Origin of the sequence: Bacillus sp. FSL P4-0290 (genome assembly GCF_037975435.1) — a bacterium.
Classification (GTDB): Bacteria; Bacillota; Bacilli; order Bacillales; family Bacillaceae; genus Bacillus; species Bacillus subtilis.
This window is the reverse complement of sequence record NZ_CP150253.1, coordinates 35001-58201: the sequence shown is the minus strand read 5'-3', so window position 1 is coordinate 58201 and position 23201 is coordinate 35001. Positions and strand designations below refer to the sequence as shown.

Genomic DNA, 23201 nt, shown 5'->3' with positions numbered 1-23201 from the left:
TATTACAAACAATACCCATAACGATAAGGATTTAAACCTCGAAAAATGGTTTAGCTGAACAGATAGCTGACTGATTGCTGCTCATGAACGCGAATAATCGCTTCGGCCAGAAGCGGTCCGACTGAAAGCTGCTTAAAGCGTTCAATTTTCTTTTCTTCAGGAAGCTTAATGCTGTTTGTCACAACAAGCTCTTTAATTGTTGAATTATTAATCCGTTCTACCGCAGGGCCTGATAGTACAGGGTGTGTACAGCATGCATATACTTCTTTCGCTCCGTTTTCAACGAGCGCATTAGCAGCAAGTGTAATCGTACCTGCAGTATCAATAATGTCATCGATGAGGATAGCAGTCTTCCCTTCGATGTTACCTACAATATTCATGACTTCCGCCACGTTTGGACGCGGACGGCGTTTATCGATAATCGCAATTGGCGCTTTTAGTCGGTCAGCCAGTTTGCGGGCACGTGTCACACCGCCATGGTCTGGTGAAACAATGACGATATCTTCAAGATTTTTGCCTTCAAAATATTCTCCTAAAATCGGAACACCCATTAAGTGGTCAATCGGTATATCAAAGAATCCTTGAATTTGCGGCGCATGCAGGTCAAGTGCAATCACACGAGTCGCACCGGCTGTTTCAAGCAGGTTAGCGAAAAGTTTAGCTGTGATTGGCTCACGGGATCTTGCTTTTCTGTCTTGACGCGCATAACCGTAATAAGGAATAACAATGTTAAACGTTTTTGCAGAAGCGCGTTTTAACGCATCTACCATAATCAGCAGTTCCATAATATGCTCGTTAACGGGGTCACTTGTAGACTGGATGATGTAACAATCACATCCGCGAATACTTTCTTCGATATTAATTTGGACTTCCCCGTCACTAAATCTTGTGACAGAACATTTCCCTAATTGAACTCCAACTATATCTGCGATTTCTTTTGCAAGCTCTGGATTCGAATTCAAAGAAAAAATCTTTAAATTCTTATCTCCGTATTGATTAGACATGGATAAACCTCCGAATTTAGGATTATTTTTTATGAATATTTTTCACATAATCGTCTTTATTTACTTGTCTCGCTCTGGCAATAGCAAGTGCTTTTCCAGGTACATCTTCCGTAACAGTTGAACCTGCCGCCACATAAGCGCCTTCTCCGACTGTGACAGGGGCTACCAAGTTGGAATTGCAGCCGATAAACGCGCCATCTTCAATTTTTGTCAAATACTTATTCTTTCCATCATAATTGACAGTAATTGAACCGCAGCCCAGGTTTACATCAGTGCCTACCTCAGCATCGCCGACATAGCTTAGATGAGATGCCTTGCTTCGGTCTCCGAATTGAGTCTTTTTAATTTCTACAAAATTCCCGATCTTCACTTCATTCCCGATGACAGAATCAGGTCTGATGTGAGCAAAAGGTCCTATGTTTACATCATTCCCCACTTTACTGTGATTGACTACCGATTGTTTAATAACCGTACGGCTGCCAATGGCACTATTCATAATCTCCGTATGAGGGCCAATAATCGTATCTTCTCCGATTTGCACCTCACCTTTAATCACAGTTCCAGGGTAAATCACAGTATCGCTTCCGATAACAGCGTCAGGAGAAATATACGTATTCATCGGGTCGATCAACGTCACGCCATTTTGCATATGCCGTTTATTAATGCGCTCTTTCATAAATTGTTCTGCCTGAGAAAGAGCAACTCTATCATTAACTCCGAGCGTTTCTTGGAAATTACCAGTCTGGTAAGCGGCAACAGTTTCGCCTTCATTTTTAAGAATCTCTATGACATCCGGCAAATAATACTCGCCTTGGGCATTATCATTAGACACCTGATCAATAGCCCGAAATAGCGCTTCATTGTCAAAACAATACGTACCGGTGTTGATCTCAGTTACAAGACGTTCTTCTTCAGAGGCGTCCTTATGCTCAACGATTTTTTGAACCGCTCCGTTTTCGCTGCGAATAATGCGGCCGTATCCGGTTGGATCTTCTGCAACCGCAGTTAAAATCGTAGCTTTCGCTTCTCTTTGTGTATGTTCTTTCAGCATCTGTTCCATCGTCTCTGCTGTCAAAAGCGGCGTATCTCCGCAAATGACAATTGTGACGCCTTTTTCGTCAGCAAGAAATGGCTGTGCCTGTTTTACAGCATGAGCAGTGCCAAGCTGTTCTGCTTGAAGCGCGTACTCGCTTTTATCACCAAGCTGCTTTTTCACTTCTTCCGCACCATGTCCGACAATCGTGACAAGCTTTGATAAAGATAATTTTAAGGCTTCGTCCACGACGTGCTCTACCATAGGCTTACCGCAAACTGGATGAAGGACTTTATAAAGCTTCGATTTCATTCTCGTTCCTTGTCCAGCCGCTAAAACAACTGCAAACCGCTTATCCATTTATTGGCCTCCAATATCCCTTTTATCCATAGAAAAATATATCCTAAATATCTTCTGATTTCAAGGAGACTTCATGAAGTGCAAGAATTTTCTATTGAGTGCAACTAAGTTTGAAAAATCAGAATTAAAAAAGGACCGCCGGCAAAAGGCTTATGTCAGCCCTTTCAGCAGTCCTTGCTTTTTGGTTATTTTTTAAGAAGCTCCAGCTTCTTCGAATTCTAATGCTTCAGTGTCACCCAGACGATGATACTCATTTAACACGGCATCTTGAATCTTTCCTCGCGTGCTTGAATTAATAGGATGAGCAATATCGCGGAACTCTCCATCAGGGGTGCGTTTACTCGGCATCGCAACGAAAAGACCATTGTTTCCATCAATCACACGAATATCATGTACAACAAATTCGTGATCCAGCGTGATGGATGCAATCGCTCTCATGCGACCATCGGTATTCACGCGGCGTAATCTTACGTCAGTAACTTCCACAGTAGTTCACCACCTTTTCCCTATATAAAAGCATTAGTGTATCAATTCCACGATTTTTTCTGAAATCCTGCTCGTTTTTAAAATATTTTTTGAAAAAATAGGATATAGTTACACAATTAGGTCATAAAGCTTTCATTTCGGGCATAAGGTAAATAAAAAAGTGATCCCGGGCTCTCCCAGAATCACTTTTCTTATTATTTCACCAGTGCAATAACTTCAATCTCGACTAACGCATCCTTCGGGAGTCTCGCGACTTCAACACAAGATCTCGCCGGTTTGTGAGTGTCAAAGTATTGTCCGTACACTTCGTTTACTTCCGCAAACTGTTCCATATCCGCGATAAATACAGTTGCTTTTACAACTGTTTCAAAAGAAGCACCCGCTTCTTCCAGAACCGCCTTTAAATTGCTGAATACTTGATGAGTCTGCTCCTTAATATCGCCGTTCACCATTTCCCCTGAAGGAGTCAAAGGGATTTGGCCTGAGCTGTAAAACATATTGTTGACGATAATCCCTTGTGAATAAGGCCCGATTGCCGCTGGGGCATGTTTTGTGTGGACTGCTTTTGTCATGATTCTGTCTCTCCATTCTTTAAAAGATTGTCTTTAAAAAAACGCAGAAAATTGCCATTCTGAATTTCAATGGACTTCTCTTTCATGTTGATGGTTGAAAGAGTAAGAAGTGACATATATTCATCAACAAGACGTTCATCTACTCCTTCGGCTTCAACTAAGACGCCGATTCCCGCCACATTTGCGTTAAACTCATCCAACAGGTTGATCATACCATTAATGGTGCCGCCTGCTTTCATAAAGTCATCAATAATGAGTACGTTTGAACCCGTTTTCATGCTTCTTTTCGCAAGTGACATTGTTTGAATGCGGTTTGAGGAGCCTGAAACGTAATTAATGCTGACTGTGGAGCCCTCTGTTACCTTATTGTCTTTACGAACGATCACAACAGGCACATTCAAATAGCTTGCAGCTGCGTACGCAAGAGGGATGCCTTTCGTGGCAACGGTCATGACAACATCAATTTCGCGCTCTGCAAACACGGAAGCAAACAGCTTCCCTACCTTGGAGAGTACAGATGGCTTTCCTAAGATATCCGTTAAATATACATAACCGCCCGGAAGGATACGCTCAGGATTTGCCAGCGACTGTCCAAGTGTCTGCACAAACTCTTCAGCTTCAGCCTGCTTCATTTTCGGAATATATTTAACGCCTCCGGCAGCTCCGGGAACAGTAAGCAAAGTACCAATCCCCTGCTGTTCAAAGGTTTGTTTTATAATTGTTAAATCTTCACTGATCGATGATTTTGCAGATTCATACCGCTCAGAGAAAAAGGTTAGCGGTATTAACTCGTGCGGATGGGTTAACAAATAATTTGTTAAGTCCACCAATCTGCCGCTGCGACGAAACTTCATGAACTTACCCCCAAAATCCGAATATTTTAAGATCAATATAACTTAACATACGGATTTAATCAAGAGCATTCTGTTCGCCAATCATTCTCACCGCATAAACTTGATCGCAGAAGCCTCTTAACCCGTTATAAATTCTCTGCACCTTCGACTCATACTGAACCAGTCCAAATACTGTCGGGCCGCTCCCGCTCATTAACACGGCATCTGCACCAAAGCGTTTCATCTGGTTTTTGATCATCGCAACTTCAGGATGCATATCGAGTGTAACAGATTCAAGCACATTGCCTAACCGGCTGCACATCTTCTGAAAACTCTTTTCTTCTATCGCCTCGATCATGCCTTGTACATCGGGATGCTCTATACCATCCAGTTTCAACGCTCTGTACACTTCAGCAGTTGAAACACCGATTGTCGGCTTCGCTAAAATGACCCAGCAGTGCGGAGGCGTGCTGATATGTTTAATTTTCTCGCCGCGCCCTGTTGCTAATGCAGTTCCGCCATAGACACAAAATGAAACGTCAGAGCCAATTTCTGCTCCAAGCTCAGCAAGCGTTTCCGCAGACAGATTTAAATTCCAAAGTCTGTTCAGCCCTCTGAGTGTCGCCGCCGCATCACTGCTTCCGCCGGCAAGACCGGCAGCCACCGGAATTACCTTCGTAATCATGATGGAAACTCCCTTTTTCACGTTGTATCTGTCCTTGATCAGCTTGGCAGCCTGATAAGCTAAGTTTCTTTGGTCATCAGGCACAAATCGGTTGTGGGAGGAAACCCTCACTTCATCCTCTGCAAGCTCCGTCAATTCAATTCGATCAGCTAAATCAATTGTCGTCATGATCATTTCGACTTCATGATAGCCATCCGGGCGTTTTCGGGTGACGTCAAGTGACAGATTGATCTTAGCTGGCGCTTTTTCTAAAATACGCATAGCTTTCACCTACTTCTCCATCTAAACATAAGTATGAACATTGTATCACATTTGAAGTACAGGATGAACATATCCATATTCAGCCCATTATGTATTTATATCCAAAATAAAAAAACCAGGGAACAGTACGTCCCCCGGGTCACATCCTTATCGGTTATTCTGATTCTGAGCCATTTGCTGTTCGGCGATTTCTATAGCGCGCTTTACCATGTTACCGGCATCGCGAGCCCGAATTTCGCCCCAGCCGCCATTTTTTACTGTGTCATAAAAACCAAGGTCTTTAGCAAGCTCATATTTAAACTCATCTGACATAACTCCACGACGTCTGCCCAAACGAAACAACCCCTTTTTTAGAAGTGATAGCCATTCGTGCACGTCACGATAATATGTGACTGTTTTATCTTTTGTTAAATCAGAAGGAACTTTCGTTTAAATTACTGGAAACCAAAAAAGGGCAAAACAAAAAGCAGTAAACAAAAGGTTCACTGCCCGTTAAAATGCCACTGAGCTTGCGGCGTCATCATTAAATGTCAGCTCAACAGTCTCAGTCAAAATATCAGCATAACTGTATGAAACTCTTTCAAACGAGTTCTCGTCTTGATCTAGTTGTATCACAAAAACAGAAGGGTACGTCTCAGCTAAAATGCCCGAACGCTCAATCGTTTTTCGGCGGCCACCGTTTGCTTTTAACGTCAGCCTTTTACCTAAATTCCCATCAAGCGATCTTTTAATATCGGACAACGTCTTCGCCATTGCATCCACCTCACTACATTTATTGTACAACACGAGCCCATTTTTGTCAAATAAAATTTAAATTATATCAACGTTAATAAGACGTTGTCAATAAAATTATTTTGACAAAATTCTATGATTCCTCAATTATGTTCCGCAAGTTTCGGTAAATTATGTATCATTATGTAAAATAAAAAACCCGCATAGCTCTCCTATGCAGGTTTTCAACTGTTAATTGGACTTATAAGGCATACCAATTCTCAGAACTCCTCTTGTTTCAATACCTCCAAGCCCTTTCTCTCTTGTCAGCGTATTACGGAGCACTTCCCATACATTAATCCGTTCCATAAACGGCGTAAAGCTGATCTTCGCGACGATATATACCGGATCAAGCGCATGAATATTGACTCTTGACGGTGAACTTGCAAAATTCGCACCCGCTCTGATGAGTGATTCAAAATGGGATTGGCAGGCCCCCGCAAAAATAACAAGCTGATCTAAGTGAGGGATCTTTTTTCGGGCTGTTTGAACAGTTTCAACAAAGTGCTTAGAATGTCTGTACGCATTCAAATCATCAATGCCGCCCTTTTGCTTCGAATACGCATCATGCCCTGTGATCACCAGGATATCAGGTCGATATTTGTCGAGCAATTCTTCAATAGAAGCAGACATTTTCTTTTCATGGCAATGGATGCCATAGACCGGCACTCCAATTTTTTTATAGACATTCAGGCATTTTTTCAGATATGCTTCGTCACCATCCAGATGAAGCACTTTGCCCGGCATATGGAAATAATGCTCCTGATGCTGATATTGGCTTGTCGCATAGTACTCCTGCTTTTCTCGGAGCAGCTTATAATCTTGGCGGAGTAATTCGAGCGACTCATTCATTCTGCTCTCATCTTTCTTTTTCCGCATCATCTGCTCATCCTTTTTCACTGCCACCAGATCAGAAAAATCCGAATCAGCAATCAGCCTGACTTCATCTCCATGCAAAATGGCAATTGAATTTCCTTTGCTTGTTTGCTCTATTCCTATAATTCGAAACAAAACATCCATCTGATAGGATTTTCTGGCTACCATATCCCCTATTTGAAATTGCACGTTCCTCACTCCACACATAGACTAAGCCTCATCATGAAAGAAAGAGCCTTGAGAAAGCGCCTTTTTTCGCTGAGTCCAAGTTTTTTCTTATCATTGAATGAAAGGTCCTTCTCTAGCCTATGTAGCGGCAGTCCATGTGGTGCGCAAAACAAAAAGCCCTTTTAGAAAAGGGCTTTATACAATCCGTTAGACAGCGCTGCGAACTCCTCAATAGACAGGGATTCACCTCGGCGCTTACCGTCAATATTTGTTTCTTCGAGCACTTGCTCAATCGTTGATTTTTGCGCTTTTCCTTCAGGCAGATTGTTAACTAAGTTATTGAGCAGCGTTTTACGGCGCTGTGCAAAGCTTGCCTTGATGAGCTGAAAGAAAAAGGATTCGTTTTCCACGTCCACTGCCGGGCCGTCTCGGAGAATCAGACGGATGACTGCGGAATCGACATTAGGCTGAGGAACAAATACGGTTTTCGGAACGATCATCACCGTTTTGGCTTCTGTATAAAACTGCACCGCGATTGAAAGCGAGCCGTATTCCTTAGATGAAGGATCAGCCGCCATGCGCTCAGCCACTTCTTTTTGCAGCATGACCACAATCCCTTTCAGCGGAAGATGTTCTTCAAGCAGTTTCATGATAATCGGTGTTGTTACGTAATAAGGAAGGTTGGCAACTACCATGATCTCATCACAATCTTGAAATTGTTCTTCAATGACCGATTTGACATCAGCCTTTAACACGTCATGATGAATGACAGTAACATTGTCGTAAGGTGACAGCGTATCCTTCAGAATCGGCAATAATCGCTGGTCAATCTCAAATGCCACGACCTTTTTCGCCCGCTTGGCAAGCTGTTCGGTTAAAGCCCCGATTCCCGGGCCGATTTCAATGACACCTGTTTTCTCCGTCACTTCCGCGTGATCGACAATTCTGTTTAAAATGTTCGTATCAATTAAGAAATTCTGTCCTAGGCTCTTTTTAAAAGAAAAACCGTATTTCTTCAGTATCTCTTTTGTTCTAATCGGTGTCGCAATATCTTTATTCATTCTGTTCCTCCCGCATAACGGTATCGAGCGCACTCATAAAATCACTTTTTTTAATTTGAAACATTTGCAGCCGCTTTTGAAGCTGTTTGCCATTTGTATAGCCGATTTTCAACAGATCACCCAGTCGTTCCCGGCGGCGTTTGGCCGCAGGTCCGCCTATTAGTCCGGCATGAATCAAATCCTCAGCTGAAATGTCACTCGGCTGCGCTTCCATCTCCTCATGCACATTTTCTAAACATGCCCTAATACTTTCAACCGATGCATGCTCCACACCAATTCCCCGCTTGTTTTTAGGTTTGGCAAGATGTTTTGGCAAAAATGCATGCTTACAGCCGGGTACAGCCTCTGAGATGGTTTTGCGAATCTTCTCTCCCGGAAAGTCCGGATCCGTTAAAACAATGACGCCTCTGGTCTTCTGGGCCAAACGGATTTGGTCAATCACATGATCATCGATGGCTGAACCATTTGTTTCAATTGTGTCTGCATCAACAGCCAATTTGATGCGGGCCGTATCATCACGCCCCTCGACCACAATGATCTCTTTAATTTTCATTATTTCCTCCAAGACAAAATAAAAACTTTTGTATATTCATGAAACTTTTTCTTATGTCGAGCGTCTAATAAGCAGAAAATGCACTTTGTCTATTATAACGAAAAAAACAGAGGGCGCAAAACCCTCTGAATACATAAGTATATACTAATTTAAGATTTTAATTTTGACTGTTTTATTTCCCCATCGGTACGCCGATGATTTCTCTGGGAAAAAGACGTCTATCTTGTTCCCTTTAATCGCTGAACCGGTATCTGCAGCAATAGCATATCCATAGCCTTCCACGTGGACTTTGGAGCCTAGCGGAATGACATTTGGATCCACAGCGATGACTTTGGCATTCGGATTATTTTTTAAATTGACGCCTGTCGCTGTATGTCCTGAACAACCGCTGCAGCTTGCCGTATAAGCCGTAGATGATACAGTCATGACTTTGCCTGTTGATTCATTGCTGCGGGACACAACTGTTTTTGAATCACCTGAAGCACTGACCGTTTCAACTTTTGGACTGCTTTGCTTTGTGCCGACAGCAATCACTTTATCTTTGCTTTGTTCAGCTGTTTCTTCTTTTACAAGCTCTCTGGACACTTCTTTACCGTTTTCTTTAACGACTTCGAAATGTTTTTTTAGCTTGCCTTCTTTTCCTTTTTGGACGACCTTTTCTTTCCCTTTTTCAAGAGAAGCGTCTTCTTGCTTTTTCACATCGTACGCAATCTTCTCTTCAACTACATCGGTGACCTTTTCGATACGAGTAATTGTAATATCAGCCTTTCCTTTCGTCAGCTTTGCATCTAACGCAGGCTTGATTTTATCTTCGTCTTTTATGTTCATCTTTTGCTGTTTTAAAAAGTCAGCGACCGTAGTCGAAGTCGTCCAGATCTTCTTTTGTTTCCCTGCATCATTCACAGTAACCTGAAATGCGGGCTCTATGTTAATCTTCATGTCTTTCGAAATATCTGTATCTATTGCGGGATCAATTTGATCTTGTTCTTTCACATCAACATCTTGTTCGTCCAGTAATGCACCGACCGTTTTTGCTGTTGACCATAACGTCTTTTCTTCCCCGTTTATTGTAAGCTTCACAGGTTTTGCAGCCTCATACACAACGTCCATGTCTGCTGTTATCTTTGTCTGTTTAGCAGGTGTGATCTTGTCTTCGTCTCTTGTCTTTATATCAAGCGTCTCCAAAAGATCACCGACTGTATTTGCATGTGTGCGTATATGTTTCTTTTTGCCATTGATAGAAACTGAGACTGATTGTTTCGTCAGCTCATGAGCCGCGTACGCAGTCCCGCTTCCTGCCAAAAGCAAACAAGCAGCAACCAGAATGACTTTGCTTTTGCTAAGCTTTACGGAAAACAGCTTTTTCATTTTTTGTGTGATGAAAAACGCCTCCTTCTCCTCGGAGAGATTATATAGAGTATCTAAAAGGCTGTCAACCCTCCCTTCTCTTTCTCCCAAAAGCTCAGTGTCCTCTTCATTATCCTGAAATACACTGAGAAACGGAAGAAAGACTTGTCGACAAACCTATCCTATGAGGAGAAGAAAGCATGTAGAACTTTTATAGAAAAACGCTGTAAGGGACAAGCTCTTACAAAACCCGCTAGCGTTTTTTGTCAGTTTATACGGAAAAGTCTTTTCGCATTTTCAGTCGTGATGGAAGCAATCTCTTCAAAGGTCATTTCTTTTAATTCGGCGATTTGTTCTGCCACATATTTCACATAGCTTGGCTCATTTCTTTTCCCGCGGAAAGGGTGCGGTGTGAGAAACGGGCAGTCCGTTTCAATCAGCAGCCGGTCATTGGGAATTTCCTTCACTACTTCCTTCGGTTTCTTCGCATTTTTAAATGTCACCGGTCCCCCAAATGATAAATAAAAATTCATTTTCATGCATTCTCTTGCCACTTCCGCACTTCCTGTAAAGCAGTGCATGATTCCGCCCACAGCTTCTGCGCCTTCCTCTTTTAAAATGGTCACGACATCCTCCGTTGCATCACGGTTATGAATGATAATAGGCAAATTGACCTCTTTCGCTAAGGCGATTTGTTTTCTAAACACCTCTTTTTGAATATCTTTAGGTGATTTATCCCAATGATAATCCAGTCCCATTTCCCCTATCGCTACCACTTTCTCATGAGCAGAAAGCTCTTTAATCCACGCTAAGTCTTCCTCTGTCATGTCAATAGCGTCAACAGGGTGCCAGCCAATGGCTGCATAAATAAAATCATATTCCTCAATCATTTCCATCGCACGGGTAATCGTCGGACGGTCAAAACCAACTACGACAATTCGTTCAACTTTTTCAGCTTTTGCCCGTTCAATAACCTCTTCAAGATCAGTATCATATTGTTCTGCATTTAAATGCGCGTGTGTGTCAAACAACATAAGTGAAAAACTCCTTTCTTGTCGAAACACAAAAGGTGTTCGACGAATTGTTACACGTGAAACACCTTTTGTTTTATCATTATTTAATTCTTGTGCCTTTTGGTAACGACTGATCGATAGACACGACCTTTAAAACGCCGTCTGCTTCTCCTGCAAGGATCATACCTTGAGAAAGCTCTCCTCTGAGTTTAACCGGTTTTAGATTTGTTACACAAACGAGTTTTTTTCCAACAAGCTCTTCAGGCGTATAATGCTTCGCAATGCCGGATACCACTTGGCGCTTTTCAAAACCAAGATCAAGCTGCAGCTTCAATAAACGGTCTGCTTTTTTCACTGGCTCTGCCTCAATGACCTCAGCTACGCGAAGCTCTACATCCATAAATTGATCAATCGTAATTTCAGGTAAACGATCGACCTCTTGAGGCTCTTCTTCTTTTGTTTCTTCTTTCGCTGGTGCTGAACCTTGCATTTTCCCTTTGATGTAAGCAATTTCTTCTTCTGCCTCTAAACGAGGGAACAATGGCTCGCCTTTTTGTACTTTTGTATCTTTCAGCTGGCCGAAAGTTGTAATGCTGTCCCAAGCTTTTAAAGATTCATCAGTAATGCCCAGCTGCTCGAACATTTTTTCAGGTGTTTTTGTTAAGAATGGCTGAAGCAGTACCGCTGAAATACGCAATGATTCAGCGAGATGATACATAACTGATCGCAATTCTTCTTCTTTTGCCGGATCTTTCGCAAGCACCCATGGAGCTGTCTCGTCAATGTATTTGTTTGTGCGGCTGATGAGCTGCCATAAAGTCGAAAGTGCTACCGAGAACTCCATATTTTCCATTGCTTTCTCATAAGCTTTCACTGTTTCTTCAGCAACAGAAGTGAGCGTTTGGTCAAATTCCGTAACAGCACCTTTGTAAGAACCAATTTGTCCGTCAAAATACTTATTGATCATCGCAACAGTACGATTCAATAGATTTCCTAAATCATTCGCTAAATCATAGTTGATTCGCTCAACAAATCCTTCCGGCGTGAAAACACCGTCTGATCCGAACGGCACTTCGCGAAGCAAGTAATAGCGAAGTTCGTCTAAACCATAGCGTTCAATTAATGTAACCGGATCTACAACGTTTCCTTTTGATTTCGACATTTTTCCGTCTTTCATCAAAAGCCATCCATGCGCGAATACTTGCTTTGGCAGCGGAAGATCCAGCGCCATCAGCATAATTGGCCAGTAAATAGTATGGAATCGTACAATCTCCTTACCGACTAAATGAACATCGGCAGGCCAATATTTTTGATAAAGCTCATCATTTTCTGTATCATAACCGAGTGCCGTTAAATAGTTAAATAGTGCGTCAATCCAAACATATACAACATGCTTTGGATTTTCCGGCACCTTCACGCCCCAATCAAAAGTGGTACGTGATACTGCCAAATCCTCAAGTCCAGGTTTGATAAAGTTATTAATCATTTCGTTTTTGCGTGATTCTGGCTGAATGAATGTCGGGTTTTCTTCATAGTATTTCAGAAGTCGATCCGCGTATTTCCCCATGCGGAAGAAATAAGATTCCTCTTTGATCAATTCAACTGGGTGACCGCTGTCAGGGCTTTTTCCGCCGATGACCTCTCCCTTTTCATTCCGCTCAATATCAACGAGCTGAGTTTCCGTGTAGAACGTTTCATCAGGGATGCTGTACCAGCCTTCATACTCATCAAGATAGATGTCCCCGTTATCAAGAAGCTTTTGAAACACTTTTTCAATGACAACTTTATGCCGTTTTTCTGTTGTGCGGATAAAGTCGTCGTTTGAGATTTCAAGCTGCTTCCACAGTTTTTGAATATCTGCCGCTGCACGATCCACATACTCCTGAGGTGTAATGTTTTCCTGTTCAGCTTTTTGCTGGATCTTTTGTCCATGCTCGTCCGTTCCCGTTAAATAGCGAACATCGAACCCTTTTAATCTTTTGTAACGTGCCATTGCATCTCCCGCGACTGTCGTATATGCATGGCCGATATGTAATTTTCCGCTCGGATAATAAATCGGTGTTGTAATGTAAAATGTATTGTTTTCTTGCGGCATCTTGAAACCTCCTAATCAGAATGTCAAAAAGCTCCCGCCCAAAGGACGAGAGCGGCGATAAGTGCAAATCATATATGAATATTATTTATATTTATCCTTTATCTATGATACCATCTTAGCCTTTAAGATCAAGAATATATACATACGCCCTGAAAAAGAATAATTAAAATTAAAAATCTTTAATGAAAATAAAAAAAGTCTGTTCGTGTCGAATTTTGTCGTATATAATCAAATGAAATAAAAAACTTTGGTTCGAAAGTCTTGATTTAAAAGGATTTTTAGTAGGATAATAGCTTTATTAAATATTTATAAAATGCTGTTATTTCGGTAGTTTCTAAGACATTACTGACTATAAGAACTAATTCTTACAATCAATAGTAAACAAAATGATTGACGATTATTGGAAACCTTGTTATGCTATGAAGGTAAGGATTTTGTCGAATAATGACGAAGAAAAATATAATTTAAACAAATAAGTATCTCTTGGGAGGAGAATGTTTATGAAATCTACTGGTATTGTACGTAAAGTTGATGAATTAGGACGTGTAGTTATTCCTATCGAACTGCGTCGTACTCTTGGAATCGCAGAAAAAGATGCTCTTGAAATCTATGTTGATGATGAAAAAATCATCCTTAAAAAATATAAACCAAACATGACTTGCCAAGTAACTGGTGAAGTTTCTGATGATAACCTTAAACTTGCAGGCGGTAAATTGGTTCTTAGTAAAGAAGGCGCTGAGCAAATCATCAGCGAAATCCAAAACCAGCTTCAAAACCTTAAATAATCATTTCTTGTACAAAAAACGTTCTTGTTATGACACAAGAACGTTTTTTTATTGCTTAATATGGTAAGCATCGTACACTTCACGCTTTGGTACATTGCGATCGACTGCTGCTTTTTTAATGGCTTCTTTAGACGTAGCGCCTTTCGAGATGTAATGCTCGACATGTTCTTTCGCAGTGAGGGTTTCCCACCATTGTTCTTCCTCATCTATCTCTTCATTATTACTTCCTTCTACAACAAGACAAAACTCGCCGCGTATCTGATCCTCGTTTGCCCATCCAATGACCTCGGATATCGTTCCTCGGATAAACTCTTCATATTTCTTAGTGAGTTCACGCGTTACAGCAATTTCCCGATCTCCTAATATCTCTGCCATCGCTGACAAGGTTTCCTTCAATCTGTGAGGCGCTTCATAAAAAATGATCGTTTCCCGCCGTTTTTTAAGGGCTTCAAGCTCCTTCTTCTTTTCTTTTTTCTGTCTGTTGAGAAAACCGTAAAAGAAAAAAGGCTGCGGTACAATACCTGAAGCAATAAGAGCTGTTAATGCGGCATTTGCTCCCGGCAACGGAACAACATAACCGCCTATATCCGTAAAATCCTTTACAATTTCCGCTCCGGGATCAGAAATCGTCGGCAGACCGGCATCACTGACAAGAGCAATGTTTTTTCCCGACTTCAGCCATTCAATAATTTTGTGCCCACTGCTTTCTTTATTGTGTTCGTGATAGCTGACGAGCGGTGTTTCAATTTCATATACATGACAAAGCTTTTTCGTTTGCCTCGTATCTTCCGCAGCAATCGCATCCACCGATTTCAGCGTGTCGATCGCCCGGAATGTCATATCCTCTAGATTTCCGATTGGGGTTGGGACCAAGTAAAGAATCCCCATGTCCGACTTTCCATTAAAGCTCATTTGGCGCCTTAACATATACAGCCTCCTTGCCTTTCCGCTTTTCTTCTATATAAAGCTCTTTTTTCTTCCGAGTTAGTTTTTTGAAATAATATTCCGCCTGCATAGCTTCCCGCTTTGTTGAAAAGCTCTCGGCAAAAATTAATTCAACCGGACGTCTTACTTTTGTGTACTTTGCGCCCTTTCCATCATTGTGCGTTTTCACTCGTTTATGCAGATCGTTGGTATATCCGGCATACCAGCTATTGTCCTTACATTTCACGACGTAGAAGAAATGGTTATTTGTCTCCATATAAAATGGTCCTGATTTCTTTTGTATATTCATTTTGTTCATCATAAACGAATAAGGGAGGAAGAATTTTCAAATCCGGACGCCCGCCTTTAATACCTTCAACCAAAATGGTATTGGCTTCTTTCCCTTGCTTCGGATAGACAAATTGTACACGTTTTGGCTCGATTTGATAAGCCTTCATCAGTTCAAAAATCTCCAGAAGCCTTCCCGGCCGGTGAACAAGAGCTGCTTTTCCCCCTTGCTTGAGCAGCTTGCTGCTGACTGAAATGACATCCTCCAATGTGCAGTGGATTTCATGTCTTGCGATTCGGAGATGCTCGTTCATGTTTTGTTCAGTTTGTTTCGGCGTTTTAAAATACGGCGGATTGCAGGTGACAACATCATATCGATTATGTCCAAGTTTCTCCGGCATGTTTTTCAGGTCATCATGTATGATCTGGATCTGATCATCCAGCTTATTATACTCCACGCTGCGAACAGCCATATCATGCAGCCTTTCTTGTATTTCGACTCCCAGAATGTCTGCTTTTGATCTTGTACTGAGCAGCAGCGGCACAATACCATTGCCGGTGCATAAATCAACGATTTTCCCTTTTTGAATCGGAACGTATGCAAATTTGGACAGAAGCACAGCGTCCAACGAAAAAGCAAACACTGTTGGGCTTTGTATGATTTTCATGTCCTCTGCCAGCAAATAATCTAATCTTTCATCATCATGTAATGAAACCATCTTCTTATCCTTTCAGTACCTTTGAAAAAGGCTCCCGTCTTATGCGGAAGCCTTTTCCCTATTTTTTATTTAAGAATGACAGACAGAAAAGACAATCCTCTTTTCGAACACTTCCATAGTGGACATTGCAGATATGAAATCCTTCTTGATACAGACGTGCCAGATTATCATATCCTTCCCCTATATCAGTTTGCTCTGTCTTCTGTGTTTTTGATTCTTTTTTATCAGCTTTGAACTTTTCAATCTGCTGCGTCGTATCGTCCAGCCGTTTGCGCAAATGCTTGTTTTCAAGCTGTAAATGATGATTTTCCTCAATCATCTCACCGATATGCTGCTTCAAATCCCCCAGCTGCCGGTACAGTGAACCAATTTGTTCTTCTAAGTTAATGACTGTATCAAATAACTCTTTTTTATCCAAGGTTCCACACCTCGTTAATCTGTGGTTTGTGCGGATACGACGCCCTCTTCCAAGAGCTCTTCCCAAGTATATTCTATCACTTTTTCACGGTTTATCAGTTCCACCTGAAGCACCCGTTCCAGAATATTTAGTCCGACGACCTTCGCGGGACCGTTTGCTGTCGTAATCATTTCTCCTATATCCGGAAGCTGTTCTTTTGCCGTCTCATACTCATCGTTCTCATATTTTAGACAGCACATCAATCGTCCGCAAAGGCCCGAAATCTTCGTAGGATTTAAAGACAAGTTCTGATCCTTGGCCATTTTAATGGAAACGGGTTCAAAATCTCCAAGAAACGTTGAACAGCAAAGCATTCTTCCGCAAGGACCGATTCCTCCGAGCATTTTTGCCTCATCCCTCACTCCGATTTGGCGCAGCTCAATTCTTGTCTTAAAGATAGAAGCCAAATCCTTTACAAGCTCTCTAAAGTCGACTCGGCCGTCAGCAGTGAAGTAAAAAATGACTTTATTGCGATCAAACGTGAATTCAACATCGACCAGCTTCATATCCAAGCCATGCTCAATCACTTTCTTTTGGCAGATATCAAATGCTGATAGTGCTTCCTGTTTATTTTCTTCTACAATGAGAAGATCGCGCTCGTCAGCTACACGTATCACTTTTCGAAGGGGAAGCACCACATCATGCTCATCCACCTGTTTATTTGCAATTACGACCTGGCCGTACTCAACGCCTCTGACAGTTTCTACAATTACGCAGCTGTCATGTTCTATATGAAATCCATTCGGATCAAAATAATATATTTTACCCGCTTTCTTAAAGCGGACACCAATTACATTGTACAAGCTTATCCCTCCTGCAACATTAACACCAAGTGCTCCATTAATCCTTGTACATTCACATTGGAATGAAGCCGTTTCTTTGCTTCTAAAACAGCAAGTATCTGATTCGTAACGCTTTGTTGTGTTGATTGTAGCGCATGCTGTTTTATTGATTGGAATAAGTCTTGATAAATCAATTTATCTTCATTTCCTATTTGGATGGACAACACATCACGATATATCAATAAGAGCATATCAAGACCCATTTCTTGATGGGTTTTTTCTTTGAAAAAGGGCATCCATTGATCTTGAATAAAGAAAAAAGCATGTCCTTTCCGCTGGTGTAGGACTTCATACAATTTTATCACTTTCGCTCTAGACTCTGCAAACTCATCATTTCGACTTAATTCGACTGCTTCTGCTACATTATTAGTCATGTTGGCCAGAAGCCTTGCCATATGAGGCGAGACGTCCTGTTCGATCAGTCTGTCTTCAATTGCTTTCGGCTGCAAAGGCTGAAAAGGAAGGGTTTGGCATCTTGAAATGATGGTATCCAATAACCTTTGGGGCTGCTCAGTGATGAGGACGGCCATTGTGTCTTTGTTCGGTTCTTCTAAAAATTTCAGCAGGCTGTTCGCCGCATTTGCTGTCATTTGATCTGCGTGCGAAATAATATACAGCTTTTTATGCGATTCAAGTCCTGTCTTAGAAAACTCTTCTTGGAGCGCTTGAATTTGCGCCTTTTTGATTGATAAGCCATCAGGCTGAACAAGATGGAGATCAGGATGGTTCCCTGACTCTATCCGTTTACAGTTTCGGCAGCTCTCACAAGGCTCCGCGCCATCCTCCAGACAAAAGAAGCTTTTTGCAAGAAGCAGCGCGGCATCAAGCTTGCCTGTTCCTTTTTTCCCCTCAAACAAATAAGCGTGTGATAGTCTGTCCTTCTCAATACTATTATATAAAAGCTTCATCACTCTGGGCTGAAGCTCGTTCATTTCCTTCCAGGATATTGCCATTGTATCACTCTCTATGTGTAAAGGTTAATTAATAAACCTTTTATTTCGCCAATACGCTCCAGCAAATCAATTGCCGGTTTTTCCTGATCCATCATCTCTTCCGTAAGCTGTATCAATTTGTCATCTATTTCTTTCACAAGTCCCAGCGTTCTGCTGTTCCCATAAAGGTCAAAGCTTTTCGATGTTTCATGTGAAAGGCCGCTGTCCACAGCTTCTTTGACAAAACGTTTCACAAGTCCTTTAAATCTCGCTAAGTCTTTAAAATTCCGAGATTTCGTTAGCCTTTTTCCGAATGCCTCTATATCAGATAACAGCCTGGTAAGCTGATCAAGCTTCATTTTGCTGCTTTGGTTTTCCATTGATGTTTTAAACGATGCTGTGATCTCAGATGTTTTCACAGAGGGAATCTGCTTATTATCTATAAATGTACGTATATCTTTATTAATTTTCACAGTTTCAGATCCTTAAAATTGATGAAATTCATCGACTGGAAGGACAAATACTGTCGCTCCGCCAACTTCAACTTCGACTGGATAAGGGACATAGGAATCAGCATTTCCGCCCATTGGAGATACAGGGGCAATCATCTGATCACGTTTCTGCCCGTTTTCTTTAATGAGACTCAACGCTTTATTGACGCGTATATCCTCGACACCGATCATAAACGTTGTATTGCCTGATTTAAGAAATCCTCCTGTCGTCGCAAGCTTTGTGACTCTGAAGTTGTGATCCGTTAAGGTTTTCAAAAGTCTGTTGCTGTCCTGATCTTGTACAACTGCCACTATCAATTTCATCTGTGAAGGCCTCCTTTAGATTGGAAACAACGTGATCTCGTTTACATTATTATATCAACTATTGGGAAACAGGTCACAATTGAATTTTTTTCAACGCTTCATCGATCACCTTTAGAACATCCTGAACGACGAGGTCTTTGGATTGCCCGGCATCAACTGAATGAAATCTTTCCGGAAATCGCTTCATCAGCTCTTGATAACCTTCTTGTACTTTTGTATGAAAGTCCAGTTTTTCTAAATCGAGCCTGTTTTTCTCCCGTGAGCCGTTTGCGTAAATACGCTTCAGTCCTTCTTCCGGATCAATTGAAAAATAAACCGTTACATGGGGCATCATATCTCCAATGGCAAATTCATTAATCGACAGAACCTCATCAATTCCAAGTCCTCTTGCATATCCTTGATACGCAAGAGAACTGTCTATAAATCTGTCGCAAAGAACGATAAACCCCTGTTCTAAAGCAGGTTTTACTTTTTCAACTAAATGCTGGCGCCTTGCAGCCGCATATAAGAGAGCTTCTGTTTTTGGGTCCATTAATGTGTTGTTCTCATTCAGAATAACCTCTCGAATTTGTTCTGCAATATCTATTCCGCCTGGCTCTCGAGTTGCCATAACCTGAAGGCCTTCTGCTGTCAGTATGTTTTTGATCTCCTGCAGAACAGTCGTTTTTCCTGCACCTTCAGGACCTTCGAATGTAATAAATAAACCGCTCATGATTTCTCCTCTTCTATATAAACAAGTAGTTGTTTCTCTTTGATTTTCATATTCCCTTGAACATGCGTTTTCATGCTGATCAAGCGGCTGAGCTTTTGCACACTTTCTTTTGTTATTCTTTCTCCCGCCATAATCATCGGGATACCCGGAGGATAAGGGATGATATCTTCTGCATTCAGCCGGCCAGCTGCTTCCTCAAAGCTCACATATTCTTTCTTAAACGAATGTAAGACCTTTTTTGGATAAGGCAAGACAGTAACAGGCTGCACACCCCATTCTGCAGAAACAAACGTCTGATCCGGAGGCGTTTTCTCAATCTCTTCATCGATGCTTCTAATGGTTTCACCGTTTATTCTCCGTTTTCCTCCCAATGGGAGAACGAGCAGAACTTGATTTTCATCAGCAAGCTCAGTGAATATGTTGGCACGCTCTAATATGCTTTGCAGCGTATAGCCAGAATGCCCGCGTTTTGAACGAATTGTGAGCTTCAGCGGGTCCGTGATGATCAGTGGATTAGCAGGGTTAACAGCTTCAGCATTTGTAAGTGAATCAAACGTTTGTTTAAGTGTTTGTATCCGCTGCAGAATGTCAGAAAGCTTTTGTTCTTCTATAATATGCTGTACATAAGCGCGGGCAATATCTAACGAAGCCATAATCGGATAAGACGGGCTGCTGCTTTGTAATCGGTTTAAATACTCTGCCACCCGATCCCTGTTAATCCTGCAGCTGCTGTTGAGATGCAAATAAGAACCCATCGTCATGGCAGGCAACGTTTTGTGGGCCGACTGAACAACAATATCTGCCCCCATTTTTAAAGCTGAGACCGGAAAAGGCTCACCTAAAATAAAATGTGCGCCATGCGCTTCATCGACCAAAACAGGAATCCCGTAATGATGGGCTTCAGTAATGATCTCAGTCAAATCAGCACTATGTCCGTAATATGTCGGATTGGTAAGTACCAAGCCTTTCGCATCTGGATATGCTTCCAGGGCCTCTTTAATTGTTCCAAGCGGAACATGCGTAGGCACATGCATCGCTGAATCAACGTCAGGTGCAAGATAAACCGGCTCAGCACCGGACAAATCAACAGCATGAAATACAGATTTATGACAGTTTCTTTGAACCAGAATTGTATCACCAGGTTCACAAACAGATAAAATCATCGCTAAGTTTCCGACAGTCGTACCATTTACCAGAAAAAAACTTTCCGCCGATCCATATAATTGACTGGCAAGCTCCTGAGCTTCCTTAATCACCCCAGAAGGATGATGGAGATCATCCAGTCCTGCCAGTTCAGTTACATCAATGGTGAGAAGCGGATCGAATATTGACTTAGCGTCATCAAAAAAGACATCTCCATTGTGATGTCCCGGAACATGAAATGAATGAGAATTTCTTCTCGCATGTTGAATTAATGCTTTATATAAAGGTGTGTTCATGAAAACAATCCTTTGAATGTGTCTTCTTACACCTTATTATATCGTGCCTCTGACAGAACTTAAAGCCAGACTTACTGGTAACTATCTTTCCTTTATTGTAATCAGCTTTTGCTTCAGGTCGCCTTCCATCATCATGAGCTCTTCTTCTGCCTGACGGCGTTTGATTCGTCCTTCTTCTTGTATAGTCAGTGTTTCTTCAAGCGTGCTTATTAAACTTTCCTGCACCTTCTTCAAGGTATCTATATCAACAAGGCCTCTTTCATTTGCCCGTGCAGTTTCAATTGTATTGTTTTTTAAAAGCTCCGCATTTTTCAGCAAAAGCTCATTGGTTGTATCAGATACTTTCTGTTGTGCATCCACTGCATTGCGCTGCCTTAAAAGCGTCAGTGCAATGGCAACTTGATTTTTCCATAGCGGAATCGCTGTCACAATGGATGACTGAATCTTTTCTGCTAACGCTTGGTTTGTGTTTTGAATCAGCCTGATTTGCGGTGCACTTTGGATTGTAATTTGCCTGCTCAGCAGCAAATCATGCACCCTTTTATCTAACCGGTCAGCAAATTGAATTAAATCATTCACCTCTTGAACGGCCATTTGGTTATGATCACTCGATTCAGCCTGTTGCTTCAGTTCAGGAATCGTTTTTGTTTTTAATTCCTCCAGCTTCAGTTCTCCTGCAGCAATATAAACATTCAGCGCGGCAAAATATTCTTTATTTTTTTCATATAACTGCTCTAACAGCTTGTTGTCACTAATTAAAGCATTTTTAGAGTGCTCCAGCTTCAAGCTGATTTTGTCTATCTGCACACTGGTCTTTTGGTATTTAGACAGCACCTCTTGAAGAGAACTTGATACTCTTCCAAACATGCGTGCCAAAAAACCCTTTTTCTTAGATTGGAGATCATCAGGATTTACTTGCTCCAGCTTTTTCATCAGCTCTCCAAGTATTTCGCCAATCTCCCCGACATCCTTCTTTTGAACATGATTAATCATATCATGAGAAAAGTTCAGCAGTTTAGATTGAGCTTGTGAACCGTATAAGACAATGCTTTGCATATTTTTATGATCAATCTGTCCAGCAAGCTGAATTGCTTTTTTCTTGTTTTCCTCAGGAAGAACATCAACAAGCCGTACTTGCTCTTTCTCTGCTTTTACAGCCTCCGAACCTGGTATCTCTATGTTACCACCAAAAGGATCTGCCAATAATTCATCTATATGAAGGTCGCTTTGGTCTCGGTTCATCGCTCTTACCCTCTTCCCTTATTTCTTTAATGAATGTTTTGCTGCGTCTAATTCAAACTGCAACTCGTCAATTTCATCACCCATTGCTTGAGTTAAATCTTCCTCTAAACGCTTGGTCAATTCAGTAAGAGTGATGCGTGTCTCACTTAACGACATCGACAGTTCTTTGCTTTTTTTTGGGTGAGATGATAGAAAAGCATACTTCTCTGTCAATTCAACAACCGAATCGAGAGTTTGATAAAAAAATCGTTCTGCCTGATAAAACCGCTTTGGCTCTTTTTTGGTGAGGAGATAAATCCTTCTCACAATCCTTAGCATTTCTGCATTTTGCTTAAACATTTGAATGCTTTTAGCCTGAAACAAGGCTTTCCTAAGACGGATCATTTTCTGCCTTGCTTCCTCTAAGTTTTTCTTAATGTAAGCATACTCTCTTCCTGTCAATTCATGCTTTTTAAGAAATAACCGTCTTGCATTCCAGATGCCAGCTATATATACGGCTGCTCCAGAAGCAAGCCCATAAACAATAGATAAAAAAAGCGACTGGTTTAAACCAAAAAAGCTCAATATTCCAATGAAAACAAAAGTCGCACTGCTAGTTAAACTCCACATCAAAAAGTGAAAAAATCTCTGCATGAGATAATCGACTCCTGTGTCTATACTCAGTTTTAATATTATTATCTACTACGTTCAATCCTTAAACAAGTTTCATCTTCTTTTTATTATTAAGAGTACAAAAAAAGACCTTTTCAGGTCTATGAATATAATGGCGGTGTATGAATGCTCTTTAGTTTTTTTACGTAAAACGCATAGTCAGGATCAGAAGTTGATGTAGAAATTACTTTTCTCTCACAATCTAAGCATATGAATTTCGTATAAAGATGAATGCCTCTATTCTTCTCTTGATCACAAATCACACATGTATGATTAA

The 23201-nt window shown here is 41.4% G+C and carries 28 protein-coding genes (1 of these 28 only partly in view); 1 reads left to right on the top strand and 27 read right to left on the bottom strand.

The genetic code is table 11. From position 1 onward, the window contains the following. Positions 1-50 precede the first annotated feature (50 nt). The 14 genes from MKY10_RS00315 to metG form a co-directional block, all read right to left on the bottom strand. The gene (locus MKY10_RS00315; protein WP_339226038.1) at positions 51-1004 is read right to left on the bottom strand and encodes a ribose-phosphate diphosphokinase; all 954 of its coding nucleotides are present in this window, start codon (positions 1002-1004) and stop codon (positions 51-53) included. A 22-nt stretch (positions 1005-1026) separates the two neighbouring features. After that, positions 1027-2397 (bottom strand): bifunctional UDP-N-acetylglucosamine diphosphorylase/glucosamine-1-phosphate N-acetyltransferase GlmU, encoded by a 1371-nt coding sequence (gene glmU, locus MKY10_RS00310; RefSeq protein ID WP_015382564.1) that lies wholly within the window; start codon positions 2395-2397, stop codon positions 1027-1029. Between the two features lie 192 nt (positions 2398-2589). Beyond that, positions 2590-2883, bottom strand: a complete 294-nt coding sequence (spoVG, locus tag MKY10_RS00305) for a septation regulator SpoVG (protein ID WP_003218346.1) — start codon at positions 2881-2883, stop codon at positions 2590-2592. Positions 2884-3077: 194 nt separating this feature from the next. Continuing rightward, positions 3078-3455 carry a 2-iminobutanoate/2-iminopropanoate deaminase gene (ridA, locus tag MKY10_RS00300; protein WP_003226738.1) on the bottom strand — a complete coding sequence of 126 codons (378 nt, stop codon included), beginning with the start codon at positions 3453-3455 and terminating at the stop codon, positions 3078-3080. After that, positions 3452-4309: a pur operon repressor gene (purR, locus tag MKY10_RS00295; RefSeq protein WP_003218342.1), complete on the bottom strand. Its 858-nt coding sequence runs from the start codon at positions 4307-4309 to the stop codon at positions 3452-3454. Before purR ends, ridA begins: the two co-directional genes overlap by 4 nt. A gap of 55 nt (positions 4310-4364) precedes the next feature. Further along, the gene (gene ispE / locus MKY10_RS00290) at positions 4365-5234 is read right to left on the bottom strand and encodes a 4-(cytidine 5'-diphospho)-2-C-methyl-D-erythritol kinase (protein WP_003226742.1); all 870 of its coding nucleotides are present in this window, start codon (positions 5232-5234) and stop codon (positions 4365-4367) included. Between the two features lie 147 nt (positions 5235-5381). Next, positions 5382-5567, bottom strand: coding sequence for a small, acid-soluble spore protein, alpha/beta type (locus MKY10_RS00285; RefSeq protein WP_003218333.1), 186 nt, complete (start codon positions 5565-5567; stop codon positions 5382-5384). 159 nt (positions 5568-5726) lie between these two features. Continuing rightward, positions 5727-5987: a Veg family protein gene (locus MKY10_RS00280; protein WP_003218330.1), complete on the bottom strand. Its 261-nt coding sequence runs from the start codon at positions 5985-5987 to the stop codon at positions 5727-5729. Positions 5988-6197: 210 nt separating this feature from the next. Then, the gene (prtG, locus tag MKY10_RS00275) at positions 6198-7070 is read right to left on the bottom strand and encodes a sporulation-specific protease PrtG (protein ID WP_014475574.1); all 873 of its coding nucleotides are present in this window, start codon (positions 7068-7070) and stop codon (positions 6198-6200) included. Positions 7071-7231: 161 nt separating this feature from the next. After that, positions 7232-8110 carry a 16S rRNA (adenine(1518)-N(6)/adenine(1519)-N(6))-dimethyltransferase RsmA gene (gene rsmA / locus MKY10_RS00270; RefSeq protein ID WP_015253009.1) on the bottom strand — a complete coding sequence of 293 codons (879 nt, stop codon included), beginning with the start codon at positions 8108-8110 and terminating at the stop codon, positions 7232-7234. Beyond that, entirely contained in the window at positions 8103-8663 is a 561-nt protein-coding gene (gene rnmV / locus MKY10_RS00265; RefSeq protein WP_032725229.1) for a ribonuclease M5, read from the bottom strand. Before rnmV ends, rsmA begins: the two co-directional genes overlap by 8 nt. 144 nt (positions 8664-8807) lie before the next feature. After that, on the bottom strand, positions 8808-10121 hold the full coding sequence (locus tag MKY10_RS00260) for a ubiquitin-like domain-containing protein (protein WP_046380719.1): 1314 nt from the start codon (positions 10119-10121) through the stop codon (positions 8808-8810). A 155-nt stretch (positions 10122-10276) separates the two neighbouring features. After that, positions 10277-11044 (bottom strand): TatD family hydrolase, encoded by a 768-nt coding sequence (locus tag MKY10_RS00255; protein WP_014475570.1) that lies wholly within the window; start codon positions 11042-11044, stop codon positions 10277-10279. Positions 11045-11123: 79 nt separating this feature from the next. Then, complete coding sequence (gene metG / locus MKY10_RS00250) at positions 11124-13118, bottom strand: methionine--tRNA ligase (RefSeq protein ID WP_015382561.1); 1995 nt, start codon at positions 13116-13118, stop codon at positions 11124-11126. Positions 13119-13612: 494 nt separating this feature from the next. Between metG and abrB the strand changes: the two genes are divergently transcribed. Then, the gene (abrB, locus tag MKY10_RS00245; RefSeq protein WP_003226760.1) at positions 13613-13903 is read left to right on the top strand and encodes a transition state genes transcriptional regulator AbrB; all 291 of its coding nucleotides are present in this window, start codon (positions 13613-13615) and stop codon (positions 13901-13903) included. A gap of 48 nt (positions 13904-13951) precedes the next feature. Here abrB and rsmI read toward each other — a convergent pair whose 3' ends face one another. The 13 genes from rsmI to csfB all read right to left on the bottom strand — a co-directional run. After that, positions 13952-14830 (bottom strand): 16S rRNA (cytidine(1402)-2'-O)-methyltransferase, encoded by an 879-nt coding sequence (gene rsmI / locus MKY10_RS00240; RefSeq protein WP_046380717.1) that lies wholly within the window; start codon positions 14828-14830, stop codon positions 13952-13954. Further along, entirely contained in the window at positions 14805-15104 is a 300-nt protein-coding gene (locus MKY10_RS00235) for a GIY-YIG nuclease family protein (RefSeq protein ID WP_046380716.1), read from the bottom strand. Before MKY10_RS00235 ends, rsmI begins: the two co-directional genes overlap by 26 nt. After that, the gene (locus tag MKY10_RS00230; protein WP_003244526.1) at positions 15091-15834 is read right to left on the bottom strand and encodes a tRNA1(Val) (adenine(37)-N6)-methyltransferase; all 744 of its coding nucleotides are present in this window, start codon (positions 15832-15834) and stop codon (positions 15091-15093) included. The genes MKY10_RS00235 and MKY10_RS00230 overlap by 14 nt, the downstream gene beginning before the upstream one ends. A 58-nt stretch (positions 15835-15892) precedes the next feature. Further along, positions 15893-16252 (bottom strand): replication initiation-control protein YabA, encoded by a 360-nt coding sequence (gene yabA / locus MKY10_RS00225; RefSeq protein WP_003218308.1) that lies wholly within the window; start codon positions 16250-16252, stop codon positions 15893-15895. Positions 16253-16266: 14 nt separating this feature from the next. Beyond that, positions 16267-17094, bottom strand: a complete 828-nt coding sequence (ricT, locus tag MKY10_RS00220; RefSeq protein WP_003226767.1) for a competence/sporulation regulator complex protein RicT — start codon at positions 17092-17094, stop codon at positions 16267-16269. Between the two features lie 2 nt (positions 17095-17096). Then, positions 17097-18086: a DNA polymerase III subunit delta' gene (holB, locus tag MKY10_RS00215; RefSeq protein ID WP_003226770.1), complete on the bottom strand. Its 990-nt coding sequence runs from the start codon at positions 18084-18086 to the stop codon at positions 17097-17099. Positions 18087-18097: 11 nt separating this feature from the next. Next, positions 18098-18538, bottom strand: a complete 441-nt coding sequence (locus tag MKY10_RS00210) for a YaaR family protein (protein WP_009966249.1) — start codon at positions 18536-18538, stop codon at positions 18098-18100. Between the two features lie 12 nt (positions 18539-18550). Beyond that, positions 18551-18880 (bottom strand): cyclic di-AMP receptor DarA, encoded by a 330-nt coding sequence (gene darA / locus MKY10_RS00205; protein WP_003242755.1) that lies wholly within the window; start codon positions 18878-18880, stop codon positions 18551-18553. Positions 18881-18953: 73 nt separating this feature from the next. Further along, the gene (tmk, locus tag MKY10_RS00200) at positions 18954-19592 is read right to left on the bottom strand and encodes a dTMP kinase (RefSeq protein WP_015253015.1); all 639 of its coding nucleotides are present in this window, start codon (positions 19590-19592) and stop codon (positions 18954-18956) included. Next, complete coding sequence (locus MKY10_RS00195) at positions 19589-21031, bottom strand: aminotransferase class I/II-fold pyridoxal phosphate-dependent enzyme (protein ID WP_033885429.1); 1443 nt, start codon at positions 21029-21031, stop codon at positions 19589-19591. The genes tmk and MKY10_RS00195 overlap by 4 nt, the downstream gene beginning before the upstream one ends. Before the next feature lie 81 nt (positions 21032-21112). Further along, positions 21113-22273 carry a toxic anion resistance protein gene (locus MKY10_RS00190; protein ID WP_015253018.1) on the bottom strand — a complete coding sequence of 387 codons (1161 nt, stop codon included), beginning with the start codon at positions 22271-22273 and terminating at the stop codon, positions 21113-21115. An 18-nt stretch (positions 22274-22291) separates the two neighbouring features. After that, positions 22292-22906: a 5-bromo-4-chloroindolyl phosphate hydrolysis family protein gene (locus tag MKY10_RS00185; protein ID WP_015253019.1), complete on the bottom strand. Its 615-nt coding sequence runs from the start codon at positions 22904-22906 to the stop codon at positions 22292-22294. A 119-nt stretch (positions 22907-23025) separates the two neighbouring features. Then, positions 23026-23201: the 3' portion of an anti-sigma-G factor gene (gene csfB, locus MKY10_RS00180; protein ID WP_003243294.1), read on the bottom strand. Its footprint extends 19 nt past the window's final position; only the last 176 of its 195 coding nucleotides appear in the window; its start codon lies beyond the right edge, outside the window; the stop codon is at positions 23026-23028.

Bases quoted from the DNA above. Each gene is read 5' to 3' on its own strand.
- MKY10_RS00255 (WP_014475570.1), bottom strand. From the start codon at position 11,044: ATGTTGTTTGACACACACGCGCATTTAAATGCAGAACAATATGATACT.
- ispE (WP_003226742.1), bottom strand. From the start codon at position 5,234: ATGCGTATTTTAGAAAAAGCGCCAGCTAAGATCAATCTGTCACTTGAC.
- MKY10_RS00230 (WP_003244526.1), bottom strand. From the start codon at position 15,834: ATGGTTTCATTACATGATGATGAAAGATTAGATTATTTGCTGGCAGAG.
- MKY10_RS00185 (WP_015253019.1), bottom strand. From the start codon at position 22,906: ATGCAGAGATTTTTTCACTTTTTGATGTGGAGTTTAACTAGCAGTGCG.
- MKY10_RS00315 (WP_339226038.1), bottom strand. From the start codon at position 1,004: ATGTCTAATCAATACGGAGATAAGAATTTAAAGATTTTTTCTTTGAAT.
- MKY10_RS00190 (WP_015253018.1), bottom strand. From the start codon at position 22,273: ATGAACCGAGACCAAAGCGACCTTCATATAGATGAATTATTGGCAGAT.
- MKY10_RS00195 (WP_033885429.1), bottom strand. From the start codon at position 21,031: ATGAACACACCTTTATATAAAGCATTAATTCAACATGCGAGAAGAAAT.
- tmk (WP_015253015.1), bottom strand. From the start codon at position 19,592: ATGAGCGGTTTATTTATTACATTCGAAGGTCCTGAAGGTGCAGGAAAA.
- rnmV (WP_032725229.1), bottom strand. From the start codon at position 8,663: ATGAAAATTAAAGAGATCATTGTGGTCGAGGGGCGTGATGATACGGCC.
- purR (WP_003218342.1), bottom strand. From the start codon at position 4,309: ATGAAGTTTCGTCGCAGCGGCAGATTGGTGGACTTAACAAATTATTTG.
- holB (WP_003226770.1), bottom strand. From the start codon at position 18,086: ATGGCAATATCCTGGAAGGAAATGAACGAGCTTCAGCCCAGAGTGATG.
- MKY10_RS00280 (WP_003218330.1), bottom strand. From the start codon at position 5,987: ATGGCGAAGACGTTGTCCGATATTAAAAGATCGCTTGATGGGAATTTA.
- rsmI (WP_046380717.1), bottom strand. From the start codon at position 14,830: ATGTTAAGGCGCCAAATGAGCTTTAATGGAAAGTCGGACATGGGGATT.
- darA (WP_003242755.1), bottom strand. From the start codon at position 18,880: ATGAAATTGATAGTGGCAGTTGTACAAGATCAGGACAGCAACAGACTT.
- abrB (WP_003226760.1), top strand. From the start codon at position 13,613: ATGTTTATGAAATCTACTGGTATTGTACGTAAAGTTGATGAATTAGGA.
- rsmA (WP_015253009.1), bottom strand. From the start codon at position 8,110: ATGAATAAAGATATTGCGACACCGATTAGAACAAAAGAGATACTGAAG.
- ridA (WP_003226738.1), bottom strand. From the start codon at position 3,455: ATGACAAAAGCAGTCCACACAAAACATGCCCCAGCGGCAATCGGGCCT.
- glmU (WP_015382564.1), bottom strand. From the start codon at position 2,397: ATGGATAAGCGGTTTGCAGTTGTTTTAGCGGCTGGACAAGGAACGAGA.
- metG (WP_015382561.1), bottom strand. From the start codon at position 13,118: ATGCCGCAAGAAAACAATACATTTTACATTACAACACCGATTTATTAT.
- MKY10_RS00235 (WP_046380716.1), bottom strand. From the start codon at position 15,104: ATGGAGACAAATAACCATTTCTTCTACGTCGTGAAATGTAAGGACAAT.